The sequence below is a fragment of the Clostridium kluyveri DSM 555 genome (assembly GCF_000016505.1).
Taxonomy (GTDB): Bacteria; Bacillota; Clostridia; order Clostridiales; family Clostridiaceae; genus Clostridium_B; species Clostridium_B kluyveri.
Genome location: NC_009706.1, coordinates 1,422,055 through 1,443,086 on the forward strand (window position 1 = coordinate 1,422,055; position 21,032 = coordinate 1,443,086).

The following is a 21,032-nucleotide window of genomic DNA, read 5'->3' on the forward strand; positions in this document are numbered from 1 at the left end:
TTAGTTGAAAAAGAAAAGAATTTTATTATAGAATATATTAAGGGTAGGTGATATATATGAATGTATATGATGATATTAAATCTATAAAAGGAGTGGGGGCTGTGACTGCTGGAACCCTAAATAGTTGTTGTATATTCAATATATTGGACCTGCTTTTATATTTTCCCAGGGATTATGAAATTATCTCTAACTGCAGCGATTTAAATAAAGTTGGAACTGGAAAGGTTATAATGGATTGTAGAGTAAAATCTATAGGAAAAGATATAAGAACTAAGAGTAAAAAGATACTTTCTACGGTTGTATTTGAAAATGAGAGTGGAACTTTTCAAGGTAAATGGTTCAATCAGCCTTACATGAAAAACAAATTTAAGATAAATAAGGTTTATAGGATAATGGGGAAGATTGAAAGATTTAATGGAAGTATTTCTATTATGAATCCTACTTTGGTTAGTAATGAGGTAAATAGTAAAAAAGAGGATAAGATAATACCGATTTATCCCTTGAAATCCGGTATTACAAATAATATTCTTATAAAACTTATATCTAAAGTGATTCATGAGGTGGATATAGAAGAAAATTTGCCTACTTGGATAATTAAAAAATATAAATTTTGCAGTTTGAATAAAGCTATAAAGGCAATACATAAACCAGGCAGTATAGAAGAATTGGAGGAAGCAAAGAGAAGACTTAAATTTCAAGAATTGTTTTCCTACTCTTTGAAAATTCTAATGTTAAAAAATTATCATAGTAGAAATAAAAAAGGTATAGCTTTTAAAATAGCCTCAGAATTAAAAGAATTAAAAAAAAGAATACCTTATGAGCTTACTAAATCTCAGAATAAGGTTATAAGAGAAATATTACTAGATGAAAAAATGGAGTCACCTATGAATCGATTGTTACAGGGAGATGTGGGCAGTGGAAAAACCATAGTGGCTATCATAGCTATTTTCAATGTAGTAAAAAATGGGTATCAGGCAGTTTTTATGGCTCCTACAGAAATACTTGCAAAGCAGCATTATGAAGAATGTAAAAAGTTTTTACAAGATACAGGAGTAAATATACAGTTACTTTGCGGCAGTGTTACTGAAAGAAATAAAAAAATATTAAAAGAAGATTTAAAATATGGGAAGATAGATATTATAATAGGAACTCATGCTCTCATAGAAGATGATGTGGAGTTTAAAAATATAGGAATGGTAGTTACAGATGAACAACATAGATTTGGAGTGGCTCAAAGGAGCAAACTCATAAATAAAGGTAAATATGTAGATACTTTAGTTATGACAGCAACACCTATTCCAAGAACTTTAAGTTTATGTCTACATGGAGATCTAAACATATCTATTATAGATGAACTTCCTCCTGGAAGAAAAAAAATACATACTTATTATACAGATAAAAAGTCAAAGGACAGGGTTTATAAATTTGCAGTGGAAGAGATAAAAAAAGGCAGGCAAGTATATGTAGTGTGTCCTTTAGTAGAACAAAATGATAATCTACATTTAAGTTCTGTAAAAGAAATTTATGATAAATTGAAAGAAAAATATTTCAAAGACTTAGAGATAGGTGTATTATATGGCAAGATGTCATCTAGTTCAAAAGAAGAAACTATGAATAAATTTAAAAATGGGGAAATAAAAGCCATTATATCTACAACAGTTATAGAAGTGGGCGTTAATGTACCAAATGCTGCAGTTATGATAATAGAAAATGCAGAGAGGTTTGGACTGGCACAGCTTCATCAGCTGAGGGGAAGAGTTGGGAGAGGAGAATATAAATCCTATTGTATTTTAATTGCAGATATTAAGAATGACTTCGTAAGGAGAAGAATGGAAATAATGAAAAGCAGCAATGATGGATTTTTTATTGCAGAGGAAGATTTAAAAATAAGAGGTTCAGGAGAGATCTTTGGATTCAAACAGCATGGGGAAAATGAATTGATTTTTTCAAATTTATCAGAAGATATACATATATTTAAGTTAGCTAATCTAGAAGCAAAAAGGTTCTTAGAAAGCAAAGGAAGTAAAGATGAAAAGATCACAAAAGAGCTTATGGATAAACTACAAAAGACTTTTAAAATTATAAGTTTTAATTAGTTTAATAATTTAATATAAGAGAGTGTGTAACAACTATTGAAATGGTTTTGAATAATGGAAACATATATGTTAAAATATTATAGAAAAATATAGCATATGAAATATAGAAGGTAGGGAAGAGGATTATGAGAGTGATTGGAGGTCTTGCAAGAGGAAGAAAATTAATGTCCCCTAAGGGATATAATACTACAAGACCTACTTTAGACAGGGTAAAGGAAGCTATGTTTAACATAATACAAAATAGAATCTATGGTTCTTGTGTGTTAGATATATTTGCAGGTACGGGAAGTCTGGGGCTTGAAGCTGCAAGTAGAGGGGCTAAAAAATGCCTATTGGTTGATAAGGATAAGGATACATTTTCTTTTTTAAAACAGAATGTAGAAAATTTGGGTTTTAGTGAAATCTGTGAAACCATAAATAGGGATTCTTATGAATTTCTTAGACAAATTGAAAGAAAAACAGAAATATTCGATATAATATTTGTTGATCCGCCATATAAAAAAAATATGATTCCACCGATTATAGAGATAGTAGGAAGTAAAAAATTGTTGTGTGAAGATGGGATTATAGTTACCAAGATTGATACTGGTGAGGAGATATATGAAGGGATTAACAATATAATTTTAACAGATCATAGAAGATACGGAAATACTACAGTGTGTTTTTATAAATACAAGGAGGACTAATTATTATGAGTAGGGCAATATATCCTGGAAGTTTTGATCCTATAACCAATGGACATTTAGATATAATAGATAGGGCATCTAAAGTATTTGACGAATTAATAGTAGGGGTACTGGTAAATCCAGACAAAAAGGGATTATTTACTGTTGAAGAAAGAGTGGAATTGATAGAAAGAGTAGTAAAGGATATACCAAATGTAAAGGTTGAAAGTTTTAGTGGACTTTTGATAGACTTCATGAAGAAGAAACAAAGTCAAGTTATAGTAAAAGGACTGAGAGCCGTATCGGATTTTGAATATGAATGTCAGATGTCTCTTATGAATAAAAAACTTGATCCCAATATAGATACGGTTTTTATGATGGCTAGTGCTATGAATTCGTTTTTAAGTTCATCTTCTGTAAAACAAGTAGCCATGTTTGGGGGATGTATTGAAGGATTGGTTCCTGAAGAAGTAATTATTGACATTATTAAAAAATTTGATAAAGCTTATAAAAATTGTTGATATACCTTAGGGGGAAAGAGTATGGATGTCATCAAACTACTGGAATATCTTCAAGAGATTGTAGATACTTCTGCCAAAGTTCCTTTAAGTAAAAAAGTTATGGTGAATAAAAGTGAAGTGCTGGAAATATTAGATAGAGTGATTAACTGCCTTCCGAGTGAATTAAAAAAAGCACAGTGGATAATAGAGGAAAAGGAAAGAATCTTAACTGAAGCTGTGCAAGAAGCAGATGATATAAAAAAGCAAAATTTAAGTTTGTTGAGACGTCAGATAGAAAATCATGATATTACAAAAGAGGCTAATATAAGAGCTGAAGAGATTATTTCATCTGCACAAAAAAATGCCAGAGCAATAAGAATAGGTGCAAGGGATTATGCAGATGAAATGCTAAGTCAATTGGATAGTGAAATATCACGTAAGGGCAGTGAAATGGTGACAGGTTTAAAGTTAGAACTTCAAGAATTTTTAGATAGTCTAGAAAGTAGTATAAATTTAAATACTGAATCTATAAAAGATAATATAAAACAGTTAAGAGATATGAAATAACTGTTTTAACTTAAATAACAACCAGGGTACTATAAGTAAAATTAATGTAAGTATAAATACATTACTTAAATTTCCAGTAATTTTATAATTAGGTAAAAAAGTTTGTGTAGATAACTTGTGAAAAGATAAATTATAAAGCAAGAAACTTATTATAGAGCATATAGTTCCCTGAAGTACTTTTCCAATTACATATTTTTTCATGGATATTTTAAATTTATAAGTAAAGGAGTAAACCTGAAATATAATACAAATACCACTAAAGGTAAATAAAAAACCTATAATTATAAGTTTTAAAGTAATGGAAGCAGCAGAAGATGATATAAGGTTACACCCATTTGTCATTTCTATTACTCCAAGTAAAGTACCTTCTACTATGTCTTTGGGAATCCCTATTATATTTGAAATTCTATACACTAGGGAATGAAATAAGAGATTGTGTTTTAAAATATTATCAATTACAGAAAACATAATTATAAATCCACCTATGGATATACAAGTTGTCAGAGAATTTTCTATGCTTTTTTTGATAGATGTTCCCATATTTTCATGAACATAGTTATGGGTTTTATTTGAGTCGTAATTTTTATAAGATTTTCCCGCAGGTAGTAAAAGTCCCATGACAATACAGGACAAAAAGTTGGATAATAGCAATATGTAGCCTATAAAGGAATTTTTAAGCATGGATATTCCTACAGAACCCACTATAAATATAGGACTTGCATTAGAGGCTATGTTTAAAAGTCTTTCGCAGGTAAAAGAATCTATTATGTTTTTTTCATATAGTTCACAGGCGTATTTAGCACCTAGAGGATAACCGCAGAGCGTACTTATTATTACTACAAAGCTGCAACTTACAGGAAGTTTAAGTGGCTTGCACAAGATTTTCCCTATTAATTTGGAATATATATTTATTCCATCGTAACATAGGATTATATTACACACAACTAAAAATGAAAACAGGGATGGAAATACCTTGTAAAAAAACAAGGAACTTCCCATGATTACTCCATCTATACATAGCTTTGGGGCCGTTATAATTTGTACTATTAAAATTGAGCAAATTATAGTTACAATTAAATTTGTGTTCTTAAATAAAATATATAAAAGAATTATTATTGCACATATTAAAAAATAAAGTAAAAATTCCAAAGTCAATCGCCTACTTTCTAAATACAAAAACTTTAATAAATATAACATATGATTTAGTAAAGTATATTTATTAAGCAGGCTACTTATTCTAAATTTTATCTATTATAAGTGGACTTGAAATATAATCTTGATTGAAGGCTATATTTTTATTTAAAAGACTATAGCCTTTCGTAGCCATAAGATCTAACTTTAACATATCATTTGCATTTTTAGGGAGTTTTGTATATACAGGTATGGAGGAATTTTGTTTTATTTTTTTTAATATTTCCATACCTTTATTGTTAAATCCTAAAACTCTTGCATAAGGGCATCTATTTTTTCTTAAAACTTTTGTATCTAAATTTTCAAATCCCAAAAAAAACTGACATAGAATTCTGCTTATACGGCTGTAAGCATATCGTTTGGTTTTAGCATAATTTATAATTTGGTCATAGGAAGAAGCATTTTTTAAAGCACTTTCTATTCTATTTTCAAGTCCCTCAGATACATCAGGTAAATATTTTATATTTTTTCCATAAAATAAATTTTTATATTTTAAATAAGGTAATAGAGAATCTTCAAAAGTAAATCTATAATTGGAGTGACTTAAATCCTTTAAAATACATAGTATATTATAGGGCAAAGCTTTTTCTAGTTCCTGTAGAGAATTATTTTCTTTTAAAAAATTGCGAATGGAAGTAGCACTTGAAAAGCGGTTGTTTATATATGTACTGTTATATGAATTTCCGATTCTTTTTATGGAAACAGGATTAATAGTACTTTTAAGTCTTGCCAGGCTCTTACAGTATTCTATTGCCAGTATATTGTTAGGTAAATGAAGCATTTCTGTTATACTGTTATTTTTAAGAGAATATCTATGGCAAAGAAATTCTTTTAAAGCATTCCCACGGGCAGAAGCATAGGACATACCCTGATGTAGTCTTTCTTTTAGAGTCAACTTCAATTCTTCTGGTTCTTCATATAGAATTTTGCCCATAAGAGTGAGCAATTTAATATCTTCACACTCACTGCCAAAGCATAAGTTTTTCACTACTCCTAAGTTTTCCAAGAGACTTACAGCCCCGTAGGCAAAAAATTCTGCAGAGGATAAACTATATAAAGCTGGAAGTTCTAGTACTAAATCAACTCCGTTTAAAAGAGCCATTTTAGTTTTGTTCCATTTATCCACTATAGAGGGAGCCCCTCTTTGTACAAAATTTCCGCTTATTACAGCAATGATGCCTTCACAGTTTGTTAGGGATCTTGTTTTTTTAATATGATATTTATGACCATTGTGAAAAGGATTATATTCCACTATTATACCGGTTATTTTCATATGCTAAAGTTCCTTTCTTTGGTATTTACACTAATATTATATCAATAAGATTTTGTTTATTATAAATATTTTATATAAAATGTTAAAAAAATAATTATAAAATATTAAAATTAGATAATTTTCCATTGAAAAATATAGGTAAAAAGGATTATAGTATAAGTGTATGATTTTAATTATACAATTTTAAATTTGAAAGGAGAATAAAATATGAAATTAATGGAAAATATTTTTGGTTTAGCCAAAGCAGATAAGAAAAAAATTGTTTTGGCAGAAGGAGAAGAAGAAAGGAACATTAGAGCTTCCGAAGAAATAATAAGGGATGGTATTGCAGATATAATTTTAGTAGGAAGTGAAAGTGTAATAAAAGAGAATGCAGCTAAATTTGGGGTTAACTTAGCTGGAGTGGAAATAGTAGATCCTGAAACTTCAAGTAAAACTGCAGGCTATGCCAATGCTTTTTATGAAATTAGAAAGAATAAAGGAGTTACACTGGAAAAAGCAGATAAAATAGTTAGAGATCCTATATATTTTGCAACAATGATGGTGAAACTTGGAGATGCAGATGGTTTAGTTTCAGGTGCAATACATACAACGGGAGATCTTTTGAGACCAGGACTTCAAATAGTGAAGACAGTTCCAGGTGCTTCTGTGGTTTCCAGTGTATTTTTAATGAGTGTACCAGATTGTGAATATGGAGAAGATGGATTCTTGTTATTTGCTGATTGTGCTGTAAATGTATGTCCTACTGCTGAAGAATTATCTTCAATTGCAATAACTACAGCAGAAACTGCAAAAAATTTGTGTAAAATAGAACCAAGAGTTGCCATGCTTTCATTTTCTACTATGGGAAGTGCTAGTCATGAATTGGTAGATAAAGTTACAAAAGCAACAAAACTTGCTAAAGAAGCTAGACCTGATTTGGATATAGATGGAGAACTTCAATTGGATGCTTCCCTAGTAAAAAAAGTTGCAGACTTAAAAGCTCCGGGCAGTAAAGTGGCAGGAAAAGCCAATGTACTTATATTCCCTGATATACAAGCAGGAAATATAGGATATAAGTTAGTTCAAAGATTTGCAAAAGCTGAGGCTATAGGACCTATATGTCAGGGATTTGCAAAGCCTATAAATGATTTATCAAGAGGCTGCAGCGTTGATGATATAGTAAAGGTAGTGGCTGTAACTGCAGTTCAAGCACAGGCACAGGGTTAGAATTTATATATAGAATTATATAGAAGATTAATTATTTAAAGAAGAATAAGCTGTCACTTTGTGGTATAATAAAATTCAACAAAGGATAGCTTATATAAAAAATGATGAAAGCAAGACAGGGTTATATGAAAAATTAAAGTACATATTTTATGAAAATTAAAATGCAGAGTATTTAGAGTCAAAAACTTTTAAATAGTTTGCGTTTATATATTGTATAGATTCTATAAATTTTGTTACAATATTAGATAATGAAAATAGATTTTATATGCTAAAGTTATATAAATAATAAATAGTTGTATAATTTATCATTTATGGTTAAAATAATATTAGTATATATTTTACATATTGGCACTTGGTGTTTTTGAATCAGTTGTGATTTTTGTGTGCTGGGAATAAATCAATTGTTTTACTAAACTTTTGATATAGGTATCGCTTTCACTTTACTTAAATTTTTATAAGTAAGTAATGCTTTAACAATCTTACCATTGATAATTTTGGTAAATTTAAAAAACACAGGAAAAGCTTAAGATTTATATATATACGTAAGTTAATAATTTTATAATAATAAATGTTATAGACTCTATGTTTAAATAAAGTGAACTAAGAATATTATGAGTTTCTTTAATAGGTAAAACTTTGCTCTAGTATTAGTGTATGATTAATAAATAAATATTATTAATGATATTTATCAACATGAGAAGTGTTTGTTTAATTATGTTTTATAAAAGTTTATGTATGGTATAAAATTTTGAATAAACTTGAGTTTTTAAACAAGCATTATTTAAAGTATTTTTAATGAAATTTAAAGGGATGTGAGAACAAGGTTTTTTAATAATTATAAACTTAGAGGAATTATAACAAGATATAAAGATTAATTTTATTGGGAGGAAAATGTATATGAAAATATTGGAAGTAAATTGTGGAAGCTCATCTTTAAAATATCAATTAATAGATATGGAAGATGAAAAAGTTTTGGCAAAGGGCCTTGTGGAAAGGATAGGGATAGATGGTTCCATTTTAACTCATAAAGTTAATGGTGAAAAACATGTGGTAAGTGAACCTATAAAAGATCATAGGGTAGCTGTAAAATTGGTATTAGAGGCTCTTGTAGATAAACAACATGGTGTAATAAAGGATATGTCTGAAATATCTGCTGTAGGACATAGAGTTGTTCATGGAGGCGAACAATATTCAGATGCAGTTATTATAGATGATAAAGTTATGGAATCTTTAAAGGACTGCAGTAAATTGGCACCACTGCATAATCCACCTAATATAATAGGAATAAATGCTTGTAAGGCAATAATGCCTAATACTCCTATGGTAGCAGTATTTGATACGGCTTTCCATCATACTATGCCAAAATATGCATATATTTATCCACTACCTTATGAACTATATGAAAGATATGGAATTAGAAAATATGGATTTCATGGAACTTCCCACAGATTTGTATCAGAAGAAGCAGCTAGGCTTATGGGAAAAGACATATCAGAGTTAAAGATAATAACATGTCACTTAGGAAATGGAGCTAGTATTTGTGCTGTGGATAGAGGAAAGTCAATAGATACAAATATGGGATTTACTCCACTTGCAGGTTTAGCTATGGGAACTAGATGCGGTGACATAGATCCAGCTATAATACCATTTCTAACAAATGAAATAGGCATGTCTATAGATGAAATAAGCAATATAATGAACAATAAATCTGGTATACTTGGGATGTCAGGAATAAGCAGTGATTTTAGAGATGTAGAGGAAATTGCAAGTTTCAAGCATGATAGAAGAGCACAGCTTGCATTAGATGTATTTTATTATAGGGTAAAATCTTTTATAGGTTCTTATGTAGCCGTTTTAGATGGAGTAGATGCTATAGTGTTTACAGCAGGTGTAGGAGAAAATTCATCTATTGGTAGAGCTGAAATATGTTCAGGACTTACTTATCTTGGAATTACTATAGATGAAGAGAAGAATAATATAAGAGGAAAGGCTACAGAAATAACTACTGCAAATTCAAAAACAAAGGTATTCGTAATTCCTACTAATGAAGAGCTTGTTATAGCTAGAGATACAAAATTTTTAGTTCAAAAGAAAATTTCACATAAATCCAAATAATAAATATAATAAGTTTTTAAGGCCATTTAAAGATAATAACAGAGTAAATTTTAGTTTATTCTGTTATTATCCATATTAGAATAATAACTTGACTTTTTAAGGTTACCTTTATATAATAGGTTGTGGCTAATGTATAGAGGTGAGTATTGTGGAGCTAAATATATCAGAATTGTTAAAAGAAAAAAAAGCTGAAAGAAAACTCGATCTTATAATACAAGAAGATGGGCTTTATGATGGTATGGAATATATTAAATTATTACGCCCCATAAGTTTTGTTGGGATTTTAAGTAAGTTAGAAAATGATTTTACATTAAAGGGAAAAGTTCAAGGAGTATTAGAGCTTATTTGTTCCAGATGTATTGAAAAATTTCCCTATGAATTGGATATTACCATTGTTGAAAAGTTTACAAATGTTTACAAAGAAGATGAAGATGATGAAACCATATTTATAGAGGATAATGTTATAGATATTTCCCAAGTAGTACAAAATAACATTATATTAACCTTGCCCATAAAAAGACTTTGCAAACAGAATTGTAAAGGGTTATGTCAGCAGTGCGGCACTAATTTAAATAAGTTCAAATGCCAGTGTAAAAACCATGATATTGATCTAAGATTAGCAAAGCTAAAGGATATGTTCTTCACTGATTAAGGAGGTGTTTACTGTGGGAAATCCAGCCAGAAAATTCTCAAGAGCAAGAAGAGACTCAAGAAGAGCACAAACTTTTAAGTTAAGTGCGCCACAATTAGTTGAGTGTCCTCAGTGTCATGAAATGAAACTTGCCCATAGAGTGTGCAAGATTTGCGGATATTATAAAGGTAAAGAAGTTGTTTTAACTGAAAATTAGTAAAACTGCTAATAAATCTTACATAAGAATCCCATCCTGTTGTTTTATTTTATTTATAATTTACTGTGATAAAACAATTTGATGGGCTTTTTATGGTTTAATATGTTTCAAGTAGAGATATCTTATGGTATAATGTTAATATTTAATTTTAGTTCCAATAATATGTGAAAATTAAAATGTGTATACCACTAACATTTAAGGATGTGAAATAAGATTATGATAATTGCTGTGGATGGCATGGGAGGAGACTTTGCACCTTATGCAGTAGTAGAAGGTATAATTGAGGCAGTTAAGGAACAGGATATAAATATAATTATAACGGGAAAAAAGGAACTTATTGAAGCAGAATTAAAAAAATATGAATATGAAAGAGAAAAAATACGTATTTTAGATACTAGAGAAGTTATAACCACTTCTGAATCTCCAGTAATGGCATTAAGGAGAAAAAAAGATTCAAGTTTAGTTAAGGCTCTTCAACTTGTAAAGGAAGGAAAGGCAGATGCGGCTATATCCGCGGGAAGTACCGGGGCTCTTATGTCTGGTGCAACCTTGATTGTGGGAAGAATTAAAGGGATAGAAAGAGTGGCACTTGCACCTATGATACCAGGTAAAAATGGAGCTTTTATGATTATAGATGCAGGGGCTAATGTGGATTGTAAACCCCATTATCTTTTACAGTTTTCACTTATGGGAAAAATATATTTTGAAAATGTACTTAAAATAAAAGAACCTTCCATAGGCCTTGTAAATATAGGAACAGAAGAAGAAAAAGGCAATGAATTGACTAAAAATACCTATAAGCTTTTAAAAGATATGGATTTCAATTTTGTGGGCAATGTAGAACCTAGAGAGGCTACAAATGGAGATGTAAACATATTGGTTTGTGATGGATTTGTAGGGAATACAATTTTAAAAACATATGAAGGAGTATCTTTAAATTTAATTCATATGATAAAAGAGGAAATTATGAAATCAACCACAAGTAAGCTAGCGGGTGTTTTTTTAAAGCCTGTTTTTAAAAAGATAAAGAGCAGGTTAGACTATTCAGAATATGGAGGCTCTGCTTTTTTAGGCTGCAAGGGAATATGTGTAAAAGCACATGGGAGTTCTAATGGAAAGGCTTTTAAAAATGCAATAAAACAGGCAGTAATATGTTATGATAATAAAGTTATAGATAAAATAAAGTTTGAAATAGAAAAAATATATAATAGAGAAGAATAGTGTTATAGTAAAAATAATTATAAATATATGGAAATAAAATAATTGGTCATTTATTTAGTAATAGTTGTTGTTGACGGTATGTAAGTTATATAATATTATTTATGTATAAAAATTTTTTGGAGGTAAAATTATGATTTTTGAAAAGATACAGAAAATAATATCCGAACAGTTGGGTATAGATTCAGAGGAAATAAATTTGGAATCATCTTTTATTGACGATTTAGGTGCAGATTCACTTGATATAGTTGAATTAATAATGGCTGTAGAAACAGAGTTTGATCTAGAAATACCTGATGAAGAAGCGGAAAAGGTGAAAATAGTAGGAGATGTAGTTGATTACATAAAAGCTCATACTGAGGAATAGCATCAAAAGATAGAGTCCCGTTTCATACGGGACTTTAAATTTAAATTTTTCTGTAGGATCAAGTATAATTTGTTAAAGTAAAAGTAAATTTATTCTTGAATTTGTTCATTAATCTGTTATTTGGATTTTCAACAAACTGAAGAATATATTTCAAGGGAGAAATATAAAATGGAAAAGGTAAATTTTTTTGAAGAAGTGGAAAAGACATTGAACATATCCTTTAATGATAAGGAATTAATAGATACGGCATTAACGCATAGTTCCTATGCCAATGGAAAAAAAGGAGTAAAATTCAATGAGAGGATGGAGTTTTTAGGAGATTCTGTATTGCAGCTTTGTATATCTGAATATTTATTTTTAATATATAAAAGTAAATCAGAAGGAGAACTTACTAAAAAGAGGTCATTGATAGTTTGTGAAAATTCTCTATATGAGGTAGCTAAAAAATGGAATATCGGTAAATATATAAAAATGAGTAAAGGAGAGGAAATTACTGGAGGCAGGGAGAGAACCTCAATACTTGCAAATTGTGTTGAAGCTATTATTGCAGCTATTTATATAGATTCTGGATATAAAAAAACAAAACAATTCATAATAGATAATTTTAAAGATATTATAGAAAAAGCCATAAAGAATCAAATAGTATTGGATTATAAGACCAATCTTCAGGAAATTGTACAGCAAGATGGAGATATACACATAGAATATATGCTTATAAAGTATGAAGGCCCTCCTCATAGACGGAAATTTTATACCAAAGTTTGTGTAGCTAATAATGTGATGGGAAGTGGCGTAGGGTATACTAAAAAAGAATCTGAACAAAATGCAGCCCAAGATGCTTTAAAAAAATTAAAGAGTGAGGACAAATGGAATAAAGAGGGGATAGATACAAATGAAAAATAAACATTATATAATACCCATATTTGTTCCCCATGAGGGATGCCCTCATAGTTGCATTTTTTGTGATCAAAGGATAATTACTGGAAATGAACAAAAGGTGGATGTTAATTTTGTGAGGAGAACTATAGAGGACTATTTGAAAACCATAAAAAGAAGTACTTCTAAAGTGGAAGTATCTTTTTTTGGAGGGACTTTTACGGCCATACCCATAGATAAACAGAGGGAATTATTAGGAGCAGCTAAAGAATATAAGGATGAAGGGTATATAGATTATATTCGTCTATCCACAAGGCCGGATTATATTGATAATTATATACTTGATAACCTAAGGGAGTATTCTGTGGATATAATAGAACTTGGTATACAGTCACTAGATAGTGATGTACTTCTTAAATCGGAAAGAGGACATTCTAGTGAAGATGTAAAATATGCATCTTATCTTGTGAAAAAATATGGATTTGTACTTGGTCATCAAATTATGGTGGGATTACCCTGTGATACTTTTGAAAAGGATATGGAAACAGTAAGGAATTCAATAGGTATGAAGCCAGATATATACAGAATATATCCCGCTTTGGTGATAAAAGGAACTGCTATGGAGAATATGTATAAAAAGAAACAATATAGACCCTATAGACTCTCTGAAGCGGTGGATATATGCAAAACTTTATATTGTATTTTAAGAGCTAATAAAATAAAGGTAATAAGGATAGGGCTTCAACCTACAGAAAATATAAATCTAGGCAAGGATGTGATAGCAGGTCCTTTTCATCCTGCCTTTAGAGAACTGGTGGAAGGTAGAATTTATAATCACATTGTAGAAGAAAATATACCTGTACCTTATAAAGGAGAAATAACTATTGAAATAAATAACAGAGACCTTTCCAAACTCTATGCAAATAAAAAGGAATATTTTAAGCATATGAAGAAAAAATTTATTCATTGTTCTATAAAAGTTGTACAAGATTCCTCCGTGGGCAGAGAGGCCTTAAATATATTTGGGGGGAATTTCAATAAACATATAGAGCTGAATGATTATATAATAAATAATTATAAAAATTTTTAGAAGGAGATAAGTATCATGAAGAAGAATACTAGGGATAAAATGTTGAAAGTAATAATAGTTTTGGTGGTATTTATGTTTGTAATTGGATTACTTCCAATGCTTTTTTAACAGATAAGGAGTGACTTGTCTATGTTCTTGAAAACTATTGAGATAAAAGGATTTAAGTCTTTTGCTGATAAAACGGAGTTAATATTTACAGGAGGAATCACATCTATAGTGGGGCCAAATGGAAGTGGAAAGAGCAATATTTCAGATGCGGTTAGATGGGTACTTGGAGAACAGAGTGTAAAAACTTTAAGGGGAGGCAAGATGGAAGATGTTATCTTTGCAGGTACGCAATTTAGAAAACCATTAGGTTTATGCCAGGTCTCTCTTACCCTAGACAATGAAGATAAAAAACTTTCTCTTGAGTATTCTAATATAACTGTTTCAAGGAGACTTTATAGGTCTGGAGAAAGTGAGTATTATATAAATAATGTTCAGTGCAGGCTGCGAGATATCCATGAACTTTTCATGGATACAGGTATAGGAAGAGAAGGATACTCTATAATAGGTCAGGGCAGAATAGATGCCTTGTTAAGTGGAAAACAGGAAGATAGAAGACTTCTTTTAGAAGAAGCTGCAGGTATTGTAAAATTTAGATGGAGAAGATCAGAGGCAGAGAAAAAGCTGGAGAATACAGAAGTAAATTTAATAAGAATAGAAGATATTCTACACACCTATGAGGAAAGATTAAAGCCTCTTGAACTAGAAAATAAAAAAGCTGACGAATTTTTAAGGCTATCTGAGGAGTTAAAGGATAAGGAAAAAACAGTACTTATATATTCTCTGAAAAAAATACAGCATAAAATAGATAAACTAGAAAGTTCTATGGAACGCATAACAAGTAGTAATAGAGAGTCACATTTAGAGCTTACAAAGTTGAGAGAGGATGTAAATGGATATAATATAAGAATGGAAAATATTATGGATGAAAGCACCAGATGTGAAAAGGATTATTATGATAAAAGAGAATTAATTAATCAGGGAGAGAATAAAATAAAACTTTTAAAACAAAAAATAGAGGACTTAGAAGATAACATAAAAAGAAATTATTTGGAGTTAAAACAGATAGAAAATGATAAAATTAAAAAATCAGAGGGAATAACTCTGCAGAATCAAAATCTTTTAGAATTAAAAAATCGGGAAAAAGAAGTTAATATAGGTATATTGGACTATGAGAATAATATAAAAAAAATTGAAAAAGATATTTATAGCAGGGAAAATATATGTAAAAAGTTAAAAGAGGATAAAATACAGTATTTCAGCAATATTTCAAAGCTTAGGAATCACATTATTTCAATTAAAAAAGATGGAGAAAATATTGTAGAAAAAATTGATAAATTAAAAAGTTCTTATGAAAGTTACAGTAAAGCTATTATAATAAGTTCTGAGAAAAAAAATAAGTTACTTGGTGAAATTTCTAATATAAAAAAGAATATATCGGTTTACCAAAATAAGATTGATGAAAATAACAGTGGGATTTTAGAATTAACTAATGTATTGAACCTTAAAGAGAATAGTCTGCAGAAACTAAATGCCCTATATAATACATTGGAAGCAAATTATAAAATGCTTGTAAATTTTCATAAACACTACGAAGGGTATAATAGAACTGTAAAAGCACTTATGGAAAATATAAAAAACCATAAGTTAGATGTGCCTGCACAGAGTTGTTTTTTAGTGGGAGAAATAATAAGTTTGCAGAAAAAATTTGAAACTTGTATAGAAATTTCCTTGGGGAATAGTATATCCAGTGTAATAACTAATAATGAAATTATAGCTAAAATTATTATAAAATATCTTAAAGATAATAAGATGGGTAGAGCTACTTTTTTGCCTATTTCTATAATTAAAGGGAGAAAAATTTCAAATTTACATAAATTTGAGGATATAAAAGGTTTTATTGGAGTTGCCAGTGAATTGGTAAGTTATAGTAAGGAGTTTAAGGATGTTTTAGATTATATATTGGGAAGAACAATAATCTGTGAAAATATAGATAATGCTTTTGAAATAGCTAAGCTAGCAGAATATAGCTTTAAAATAGTTACTTTATCTGGTGATGTGGTAAATTCGGGAGGGGCAATTACTGGAGGAAGTCTTCAAAAGAGAAGCAGTAATATAATAGGCAGAAAAAGAGAAATAGAAGAAACTTTAGTTAAAATAGAAAATACAAAAGAAACTCTGCAGGTTCTAAATGGAGATATAAGAAGGATTAAGTCTGACAAGGAAAAACTCCATTGCCAAAATGAAGATTTCAAGGAGAAAATACATTTAGACAATATAGAACTTACTAAATTACATCAGCAAAATGATACTATAGAGAGAGAAACTAAAAAATTAATAGAAAGTAGAGAAACAGCCAATAGAGAAATAAAATTGCTTTATAAAAATAAAGAAGTTAACTTAAATGAATTACAGGAAGAAGAGAAAAAATTAAAAGAGTATTCTAAGGAAGAAATTAAAAATGATGATTATATTTTAAAAATGGAAGAGGAATTGAAAGAAGGTAGAAATCGTATTACAGATTTGAAAGAAGGCCTTACCAGTTTAAAAGTAAAAAGAGCTCAGATTAGTGAAAATATTTTAAGTAGTGAAAGGGAATTATCAAGATTGGATCAGGAAATAAAATCCATGGATATTAAAAATAGATCTATAGTTGAGGAAATCAAGCTTTCTGAAAAAATTATACATAAGAATGAGCTTAATATGTATTCAAATGAAAAAGAAGTAAAAGATTTAAAGCAATATATGGAAAAGCTGCAGGAAAGTATAGAAAAAAGCCATGTAAAAACTATTGAACTAAAACAAAAAATAAATGTTAGTAACGAGAAAGTAGATAATTTAACACTTATAATAAATAAAAAAGAAACATCTTTTCATAAAATACAGCTTGAACTTACAAAATTGAATTCTCAAAAAGACAATATATATTCAAGATTAAAAGAAGATATGAATATTACCTGTGATGGGGATATAGAGTACGATGTCCAAATAGAAAACCTAGAAGAATATAAAAGCAAAATAGTACATTTAAAAAGTAGTATTTCTAAGCTTGGAGTTGTGAATCTAGGGGCAATAGAAGAATATAAAAATTTACAGAAGAAAATAACTTTCTTAAGTTCTCAAAAAGAAGACTTGATAAAATCAAAACAGGAATTAAAAAAAGTAATAGATGCAATGACAGAAAAAATGAAAGGCGTATTTAAAGAAAATTTTGTTAAGTTAAAGAAAAATTTTAATGATACCTTTAGAGAATTATTCAAAGGAGGAAGTGCCGATTTGGTACTTACTAAGGGAGATGAGCTTACTGGAAACATAGATATAACAGTACAACCTCCAGGTAAAAAACTTCAAAATATAAATCTTATGTCTGGAGGGGAAAAGGGATTATCCGCCATAGCTCTTCTATTTGCTATGCTGAAGATTAAGCCTACTCCTTTTTGTATATTGGATGAAATAGAGGCATCATTAGATGATGCCAATGTATTACGGTATGCAGAATTTCTTAGGAAGTTTTCAAGGGATACCCAATTTATTGTAATAACTCATAGGAAAGGAACTATGGAGGTAAGTGATGTTTTATATGGGGTTACTATGGAAGAAAAAGGAGTTTCAAAAATAATTTCTCTAAAATTATAATATGAGGAGAGGACAGATATATTATGTTTAAAGGATTTTTTGATAAATTAAAAAATGGACTTGAAAAAACTAAAAATAATTTCACAGAAAAGATAACGGATCTTTTAAGTAAGGCAGTTAATATTGACGAAGAACTTTATGAGGAATTAGAAGAGATACTTATAACCTGTGACATAGGAGTAGAAACTACACTGTATATTATAGAAAATTTAAAGAAAAAGATAAAAGAGGAAAAAATAAAAGATCCTTCCCTTTTAAGTAATTCTTTAAAAGAGGTGATACTGGATATACTGGGGGACGAAGAAAACAGCATAGAACCTAGTAATACTCCGGAAATAATTCTTGTAATAGGAGTAAATGGCGTGGGAAAGACTACTTCTATAGGAAAGATATGCTGTAGGCTAAAAGATGAAGGATATAAGGTGGTTATGGCTGCAGCAGATACTTTCAGGGCAGCAGCCATAGAACAGCTGGAAATATGGAGTGAGAGGGCGGGAGTGGATATAATAAAACATCAGCCAGGATCAGACCCTGCTGCAGTTATTTTTGATGCCATTCAAGCATCAAAAGCAAGAAAGGCGGATGTTCTAGTTTGTGATACTGCAGGTAGATTACATAACAAAAAAAATTTAATGGAGGAACTTGCAAAAATAAATAGGGTAATAGATAGAGAGCATAAAGAGGCATATAGGCAAACTTTTCTTGTATTAGATGCCACAACAGGGCAAAATGCCCTGCAGCAGGCTAAACAATTTATGGAGGTTTGTCCTATAGATGGCATAGTACTTACTAAATTAGATGGGACTGCTAAAGGAGGTATAGTGATATCCATAAAGCATACGTTAAATATACCGGTAAAGTTAATAGGAGTGGGAGAAGGTATATATGATTTACAGGAATTTAAAAGCAGGGAATTTATAGAGGCATTATTTTAGGTGTTAAGTAAAAATACTTGACATCATTTCAAAATTTTGATATTATAGGACTCGTCAAGAAATTTTAAAGTATTTTTAAATTGAGAGGGTATTATGGAAGAGAGAATACGGCTTTCCATATTACTTGATATATATGGAGAGCTCTTAACGGAAAAACAGAGAAATGTTTTGGATCTTTATTATAATCAGGATCTGTCTCTGGCAGAAATAGCTGAACATACTAGTACCAGTAGGCAGGCAGTGTATGATATTATAAAAAGATGCCATATGCTTTTAGTACATTATGAAGATAAATTAAATTTGATGGAAGAGAAAAAAAATATAGAAGAGAATAAAAAAGGCATTATTGACTTTATAGACTCACTGTACTCTGATAAAAATGCTGAAGTATTAGATAAAATAAAAAACTATATAATGAATAATATTTGAGTTTAGGAGGATTAGCATGGCTTTTGAAGGATTAGCGTCTAAGCTTCAGGAAACTTTAAAAAAGCTTAGAGGTAAAGGCAAACTTTCTGAAAAAGATATAAAAGATGCTATGAGGGAAGTAAAACTAGCACTTTTAGAGGCGGATGTTAATTATAAAGTAGTAAGAAATTTTGTTAAAAGTGTTAGTGAAAAATGTTTAGGAGAAGAAGTGCTAAAGAGTCTTACTCCTGCACAGCAGGTTATAAAAATAGTAAATGAAGAACTTACCTCTCTAATGGGTAACAGCGAAAGTTCTATTGAATATTCTCCTGATGGATTAACTATTATAATGCTAGTGGGACTCCAAGGATCAGGAAAAACCACTATGTGTGGAAAATTGGCACTACAGCTTAGAAAGAAGAATAAGAAACCTCTTTTGGTAGCCTGTGATATATATAGGCCTGCAGCAATAAAACAGCTGCAGATAGTTGGAAAACAAATTGACATACCTGTATTTTCCATGGGTGATAAAGTAGAGGCTGTAGACATATGTAAAGGTGCAGTGACTTATGCTAAAGATAATAAGTTAAATGTAATCATAATAGATACTGCAGGTAGACTTCAAATAGATGAAGAATTGATGGATGAACTGAAACAGATAAAAGAAAATATAAATCCACAGGAAATACTTTTGGTAGTGGATTCTATGACTGGTCAGGATGCTGTTAATGTGGCATCTAGTTTTAATGAACAGCTTAATATAAATGGGGTTGTACTTACAAAGTTAGATGGGGATACAAGAGGAGGGGCAGCTCTCTCCATAAGAGCTATTACAGGCAAACCTATAAAATTTGTAGGTATGGGAGAGAAAATGAATGATCTTGAAGTATTCTATCCAGATAGAATGGCTTCTAGAATACTAGGTATGGGAGATGTACTTTCACTTATAGAAAAAGCACAACAGTCAATTGATGAGGAAGAGGCCAAGAAGTTAGGAGACAGGATGCTGAATAAGGAGTTTAATTTTGAAGACTTTTTAGCTCTGATGGCTCAAACTAAAAAATTAGGGCCTATAAGTAAACTTATAGAAATGGTTCCAGGAGTAAATATGAAAGAATTAAAAGGAGTAGATCTTTCCCGAGGAGAAAAAGAGATGGTAAAGATTGAAGCCATAATTAATTCTATGACATTAAAAGAGAGAAGGAAACCTTCCATTGTAAGTGGCTCTTCTTCACGAAAGAAAAGAATAGCCGCGGGCTCTGGTACTAACATACAGACAGTAAATAAACTTCTTAAAGATTTTGAAAAGATCAAAAAAACAATGAAACAATTTAATGGTATGAAAAAAGGTTTTAAAAAGGGAACATTTGGTAAATTTCCTTTTTAAAATATAATAAAGGTTTAGAGGAAGAATATTTCATTCTTGATAAACTTCGTCTGAACCTAACAATTGCTTGATACTACTAAGGAGGTGATATTAATGGCAGTAAAAATAAGATTAAGGAGAATGGGTGCTAAGAAAGCTCCGTTTTATAGAATTGTTGTAGCGGATTCAAGATCCCCAAGGGATGGAAGGTTTGTAGAAGAGATAGGATATTATAATCCTGTAACTGAGCCTACTATCATCAAATTTGATGAAGAAAAAGCTGTAAAATGGATAAAAAATGGTGCTCAACCAACAGACATTGTAAAAAAGCTTTTTGATAAGGCAGGTCTAAAGGATAAACTTGGTAAGTAATTAACTGGGGGTGTATTAAATGAAAGAATTAGTGGAAATTATTGCTAAATCACTAGTGGATAACCCAGATATGGTTCAAGTAAATGAAATTTCAGGTGAGCAATCTATAATTCTTGAATTAAAAGTTGCACCAGAGGATATGGGAAAAGTAATAGGAAAGCAGGGAAGAATAGCTAAGGCTATAAGAACTGTAGTAAAAGCTGCGGCTATAAAAGAGAATAAAAGAGTGGTTGTAGAGATAATATAAGAGTTAGA

21 protein-coding genes are annotated in these 21,032 nt (G+C 30.1%); 19 read left to right on the plus strand and 2 right to left on the minus strand.

What is annotated here, in order from left to right:
• The first annotated feature begins 56 nt into the window (after positions 1 to 56).
• From recG to CKL_RS06830, 4 genes are all read left to right on the plus strand, one after another.
• A complete protein-coding gene (recG, locus tag CKL_RS06815) occupies positions 57 to 2,096 on the plus strand; it encodes an ATP-dependent DNA helicase RecG (RefSeq protein WP_012101773.1) in 2,040 nt (679 codons plus the stop codon).
• 125 nt (positions 2,097 to 2,221) lie between these two features.
• Positions 2,222 to 2,782, plus strand: a complete 561-nt coding sequence (gene rsmD / locus CKL_RS06820; protein WP_012101774.1) for a 16S rRNA (guanine(966)-N(2))-methyltransferase RsmD — start codon at positions 2,222 to 2,224, stop codon at positions 2,780 to 2,782.
• Between the two features lie 5 nt (positions 2,783 to 2,787).
• Complete coding sequence (gene coaD, locus CKL_RS06825; protein WP_012101775.1) at positions 2,788 to 3,282, plus strand: pantetheine-phosphate adenylyltransferase; 495 nt, start codon at positions 2,788 to 2,790, stop codon at positions 3,280 to 3,282.
• 21 nt (positions 3,283 to 3,303) lie between these two features.
• Positions 3,304 to 3,828 (plus strand): hypothetical protein, encoded by a 525-nt coding sequence (locus CKL_RS06830; RefSeq protein WP_012101776.1) that lies wholly within the window; start codon positions 3,304 to 3,306, stop codon positions 3,826 to 3,828.
• Here the strand turns inward: CKL_RS06830 and ylbJ are convergent.
• The gene (gene ylbJ / locus CKL_RS06835) at positions 3,811 to 4,977 is read right to left on the minus strand and encodes a sporulation integral membrane protein YlbJ (RefSeq protein ID WP_012101777.1); all 1,167 of its coding nucleotides are present in this window, start codon (positions 4,975 to 4,977) and stop codon (positions 3,811 to 3,813) included. The two genes, CKL_RS06830 and ylbJ, sit on opposite strands and share 18 nt — an antisense overlap.
• An 88-nt stretch (positions 4,978 to 5,065) precedes the next feature.
• The gene (locus CKL_RS06840; protein ID WP_012101778.1) at positions 5,066 to 6,292 is read right to left on the minus strand and encodes a nucleotidyltransferase; all 1,227 of its coding nucleotides are present in this window, start codon (positions 6,290 to 6,292) and stop codon (positions 5,066 to 5,068) included.
• Positions 6,293 to 6,499: 207 nt separating this feature from the next.
• On the opposite strand from CKL_RS06840, the gene pta reads away from it, so the two are divergent.
• The 15 genes from pta (at position 6,500) to CKL_RS06910 (ending at position 21,024) form a co-directional block, all read left to right on the plus strand.
• Positions 6,500 to 7,501, plus strand: a complete 1,002-nt coding sequence (gene pta / locus CKL_RS06845; RefSeq protein ID WP_012101779.1) for a phosphate acetyltransferase — start codon at positions 6,500 to 6,502, stop codon at positions 7,499 to 7,501.
• Positions 7,502 to 8,398: 897 nt separating this feature from the next.
• On the plus strand, positions 8,399 to 9,616 hold the full coding sequence (locus CKL_RS06850; protein ID WP_012101780.1) for an acetate kinase: 1,218 nt from the start codon (positions 8,399 to 8,401) through the stop codon (positions 9,614 to 9,616).
• A 148-nt stretch (positions 9,617 to 9,764) separates the two neighbouring features.
• The gene (locus CKL_RS06855; RefSeq protein WP_012101781.1) at positions 9,765 to 10,268 is read left to right on the plus strand and encodes a YceD family protein; all 504 of its coding nucleotides are present in this window, start codon (positions 9,765 to 9,767) and stop codon (positions 10,266 to 10,268) included.
• A gap of 13 nt (positions 10,269 to 10,281) precedes the next feature.
• Positions 10,282 to 10,464: a 50S ribosomal protein L32 gene (gene rpmF / locus CKL_RS06860; RefSeq protein WP_012101782.1), complete on the plus strand. Its 183-nt coding sequence runs from the start codon at positions 10,282 to 10,284 to the stop codon at positions 10,462 to 10,464.
• Positions 10,465 to 10,680: 216 nt separating this feature from the next.
• Positions 10,681 to 11,685 carry a phosphate acyltransferase PlsX gene (gene plsX / locus CKL_RS06865; protein WP_012101783.1) on the plus strand — a complete coding sequence of 335 codons (1,005 nt, stop codon included), beginning with the start codon at positions 10,681 to 10,683 and terminating at the stop codon, positions 11,683 to 11,685.
• 130 nt (positions 11,686 to 11,815) lie between these two features.
• Positions 11,816 to 12,049 (plus strand): acyl carrier protein, encoded by a 234-nt coding sequence (gene acpP / locus CKL_RS06870; RefSeq protein ID WP_012101784.1) that lies wholly within the window; start codon positions 11,816 to 11,818, stop codon positions 12,047 to 12,049.
• 168 nt (positions 12,050 to 12,217) lie between these two features.
• Positions 12,218 to 12,952 carry a ribonuclease III gene (rnc, locus tag CKL_RS06875; protein WP_012101785.1) on the plus strand — a complete coding sequence of 245 codons (735 nt, stop codon included), beginning with the start codon at positions 12,218 to 12,220 and terminating at the stop codon, positions 12,950 to 12,952.
• Positions 12,942 to 14,015: an elongator complex protein 3 gene (locus CKL_RS06880; protein WP_012101786.1), complete on the plus strand. Its 1,074-nt coding sequence runs from the start codon at positions 12,942 to 12,944 to the stop codon at positions 14,013 to 14,015. Before rnc ends, CKL_RS06880 begins: the two co-directional genes overlap by 11 nt.
• Positions 14,016 to 14,030: 15 nt before the next feature.
• Complete coding sequence (locus CKL_RS20235) at positions 14,031 to 14,123, plus strand: DUF4044 domain-containing protein (protein ID WP_148204830.1); 93 nt, start codon at positions 14,031 to 14,033, stop codon at positions 14,121 to 14,123.
• Between the two features lie 21 nt (positions 14,124 to 14,144).
• Positions 14,145 to 17,696 (plus strand): chromosome segregation protein SMC, encoded by a 3,552-nt coding sequence (gene smc, locus CKL_RS06885; RefSeq protein WP_012101787.1) that lies wholly within the window; start codon positions 14,145 to 14,147, stop codon positions 17,694 to 17,696.
• A gap of 23 nt (positions 17,697 to 17,719) precedes the next feature.
• Positions 17,720 to 18,631: a signal recognition particle-docking protein FtsY gene (gene ftsY / locus CKL_RS06890; protein ID WP_012101788.1), complete on the plus strand. Its 912-nt coding sequence runs from the start codon at positions 17,720 to 17,722 to the stop codon at positions 18,629 to 18,631.
• A gap of 93 nt (positions 18,632 to 18,724) precedes the next feature.
• A complete protein-coding gene (locus CKL_RS06895; protein ID WP_012101789.1) occupies positions 18,725 to 19,060 on the plus strand; it encodes a putative DNA-binding protein in 336 nt (111 codons plus the stop codon).
• A 16-nt stretch (positions 19,061 to 19,076) separates the two neighbouring features.
• The gene (ffh, locus tag CKL_RS06900) at positions 19,077 to 20,426 is read left to right on the plus strand and encodes a signal recognition particle protein (protein ID WP_012101790.1); all 1,350 of its coding nucleotides are present in this window, start codon (positions 19,077 to 19,079) and stop codon (positions 20,424 to 20,426) included.
• Between the two features lie 93 nt (positions 20,427 to 20,519).
• The gene (gene rpsP / locus CKL_RS06905; protein WP_012101791.1) at positions 20,520 to 20,777 is read left to right on the plus strand and encodes a 30S ribosomal protein S16; all 258 of its coding nucleotides are present in this window, start codon (positions 20,520 to 20,522) and stop codon (positions 20,775 to 20,777) included.
• 19 nt (positions 20,778 to 20,796) lie between these two features.
• The gene (locus CKL_RS06910) at positions 20,797 to 21,024 is read left to right on the plus strand and encodes a KH domain-containing protein (protein ID WP_012101792.1); all 228 of its coding nucleotides are present in this window, start codon (positions 20,797 to 20,799) and stop codon (positions 21,022 to 21,024) included.
• The last annotated feature ends 8 nt before the right edge of the window (positions 21,025 to 21,032 follow it).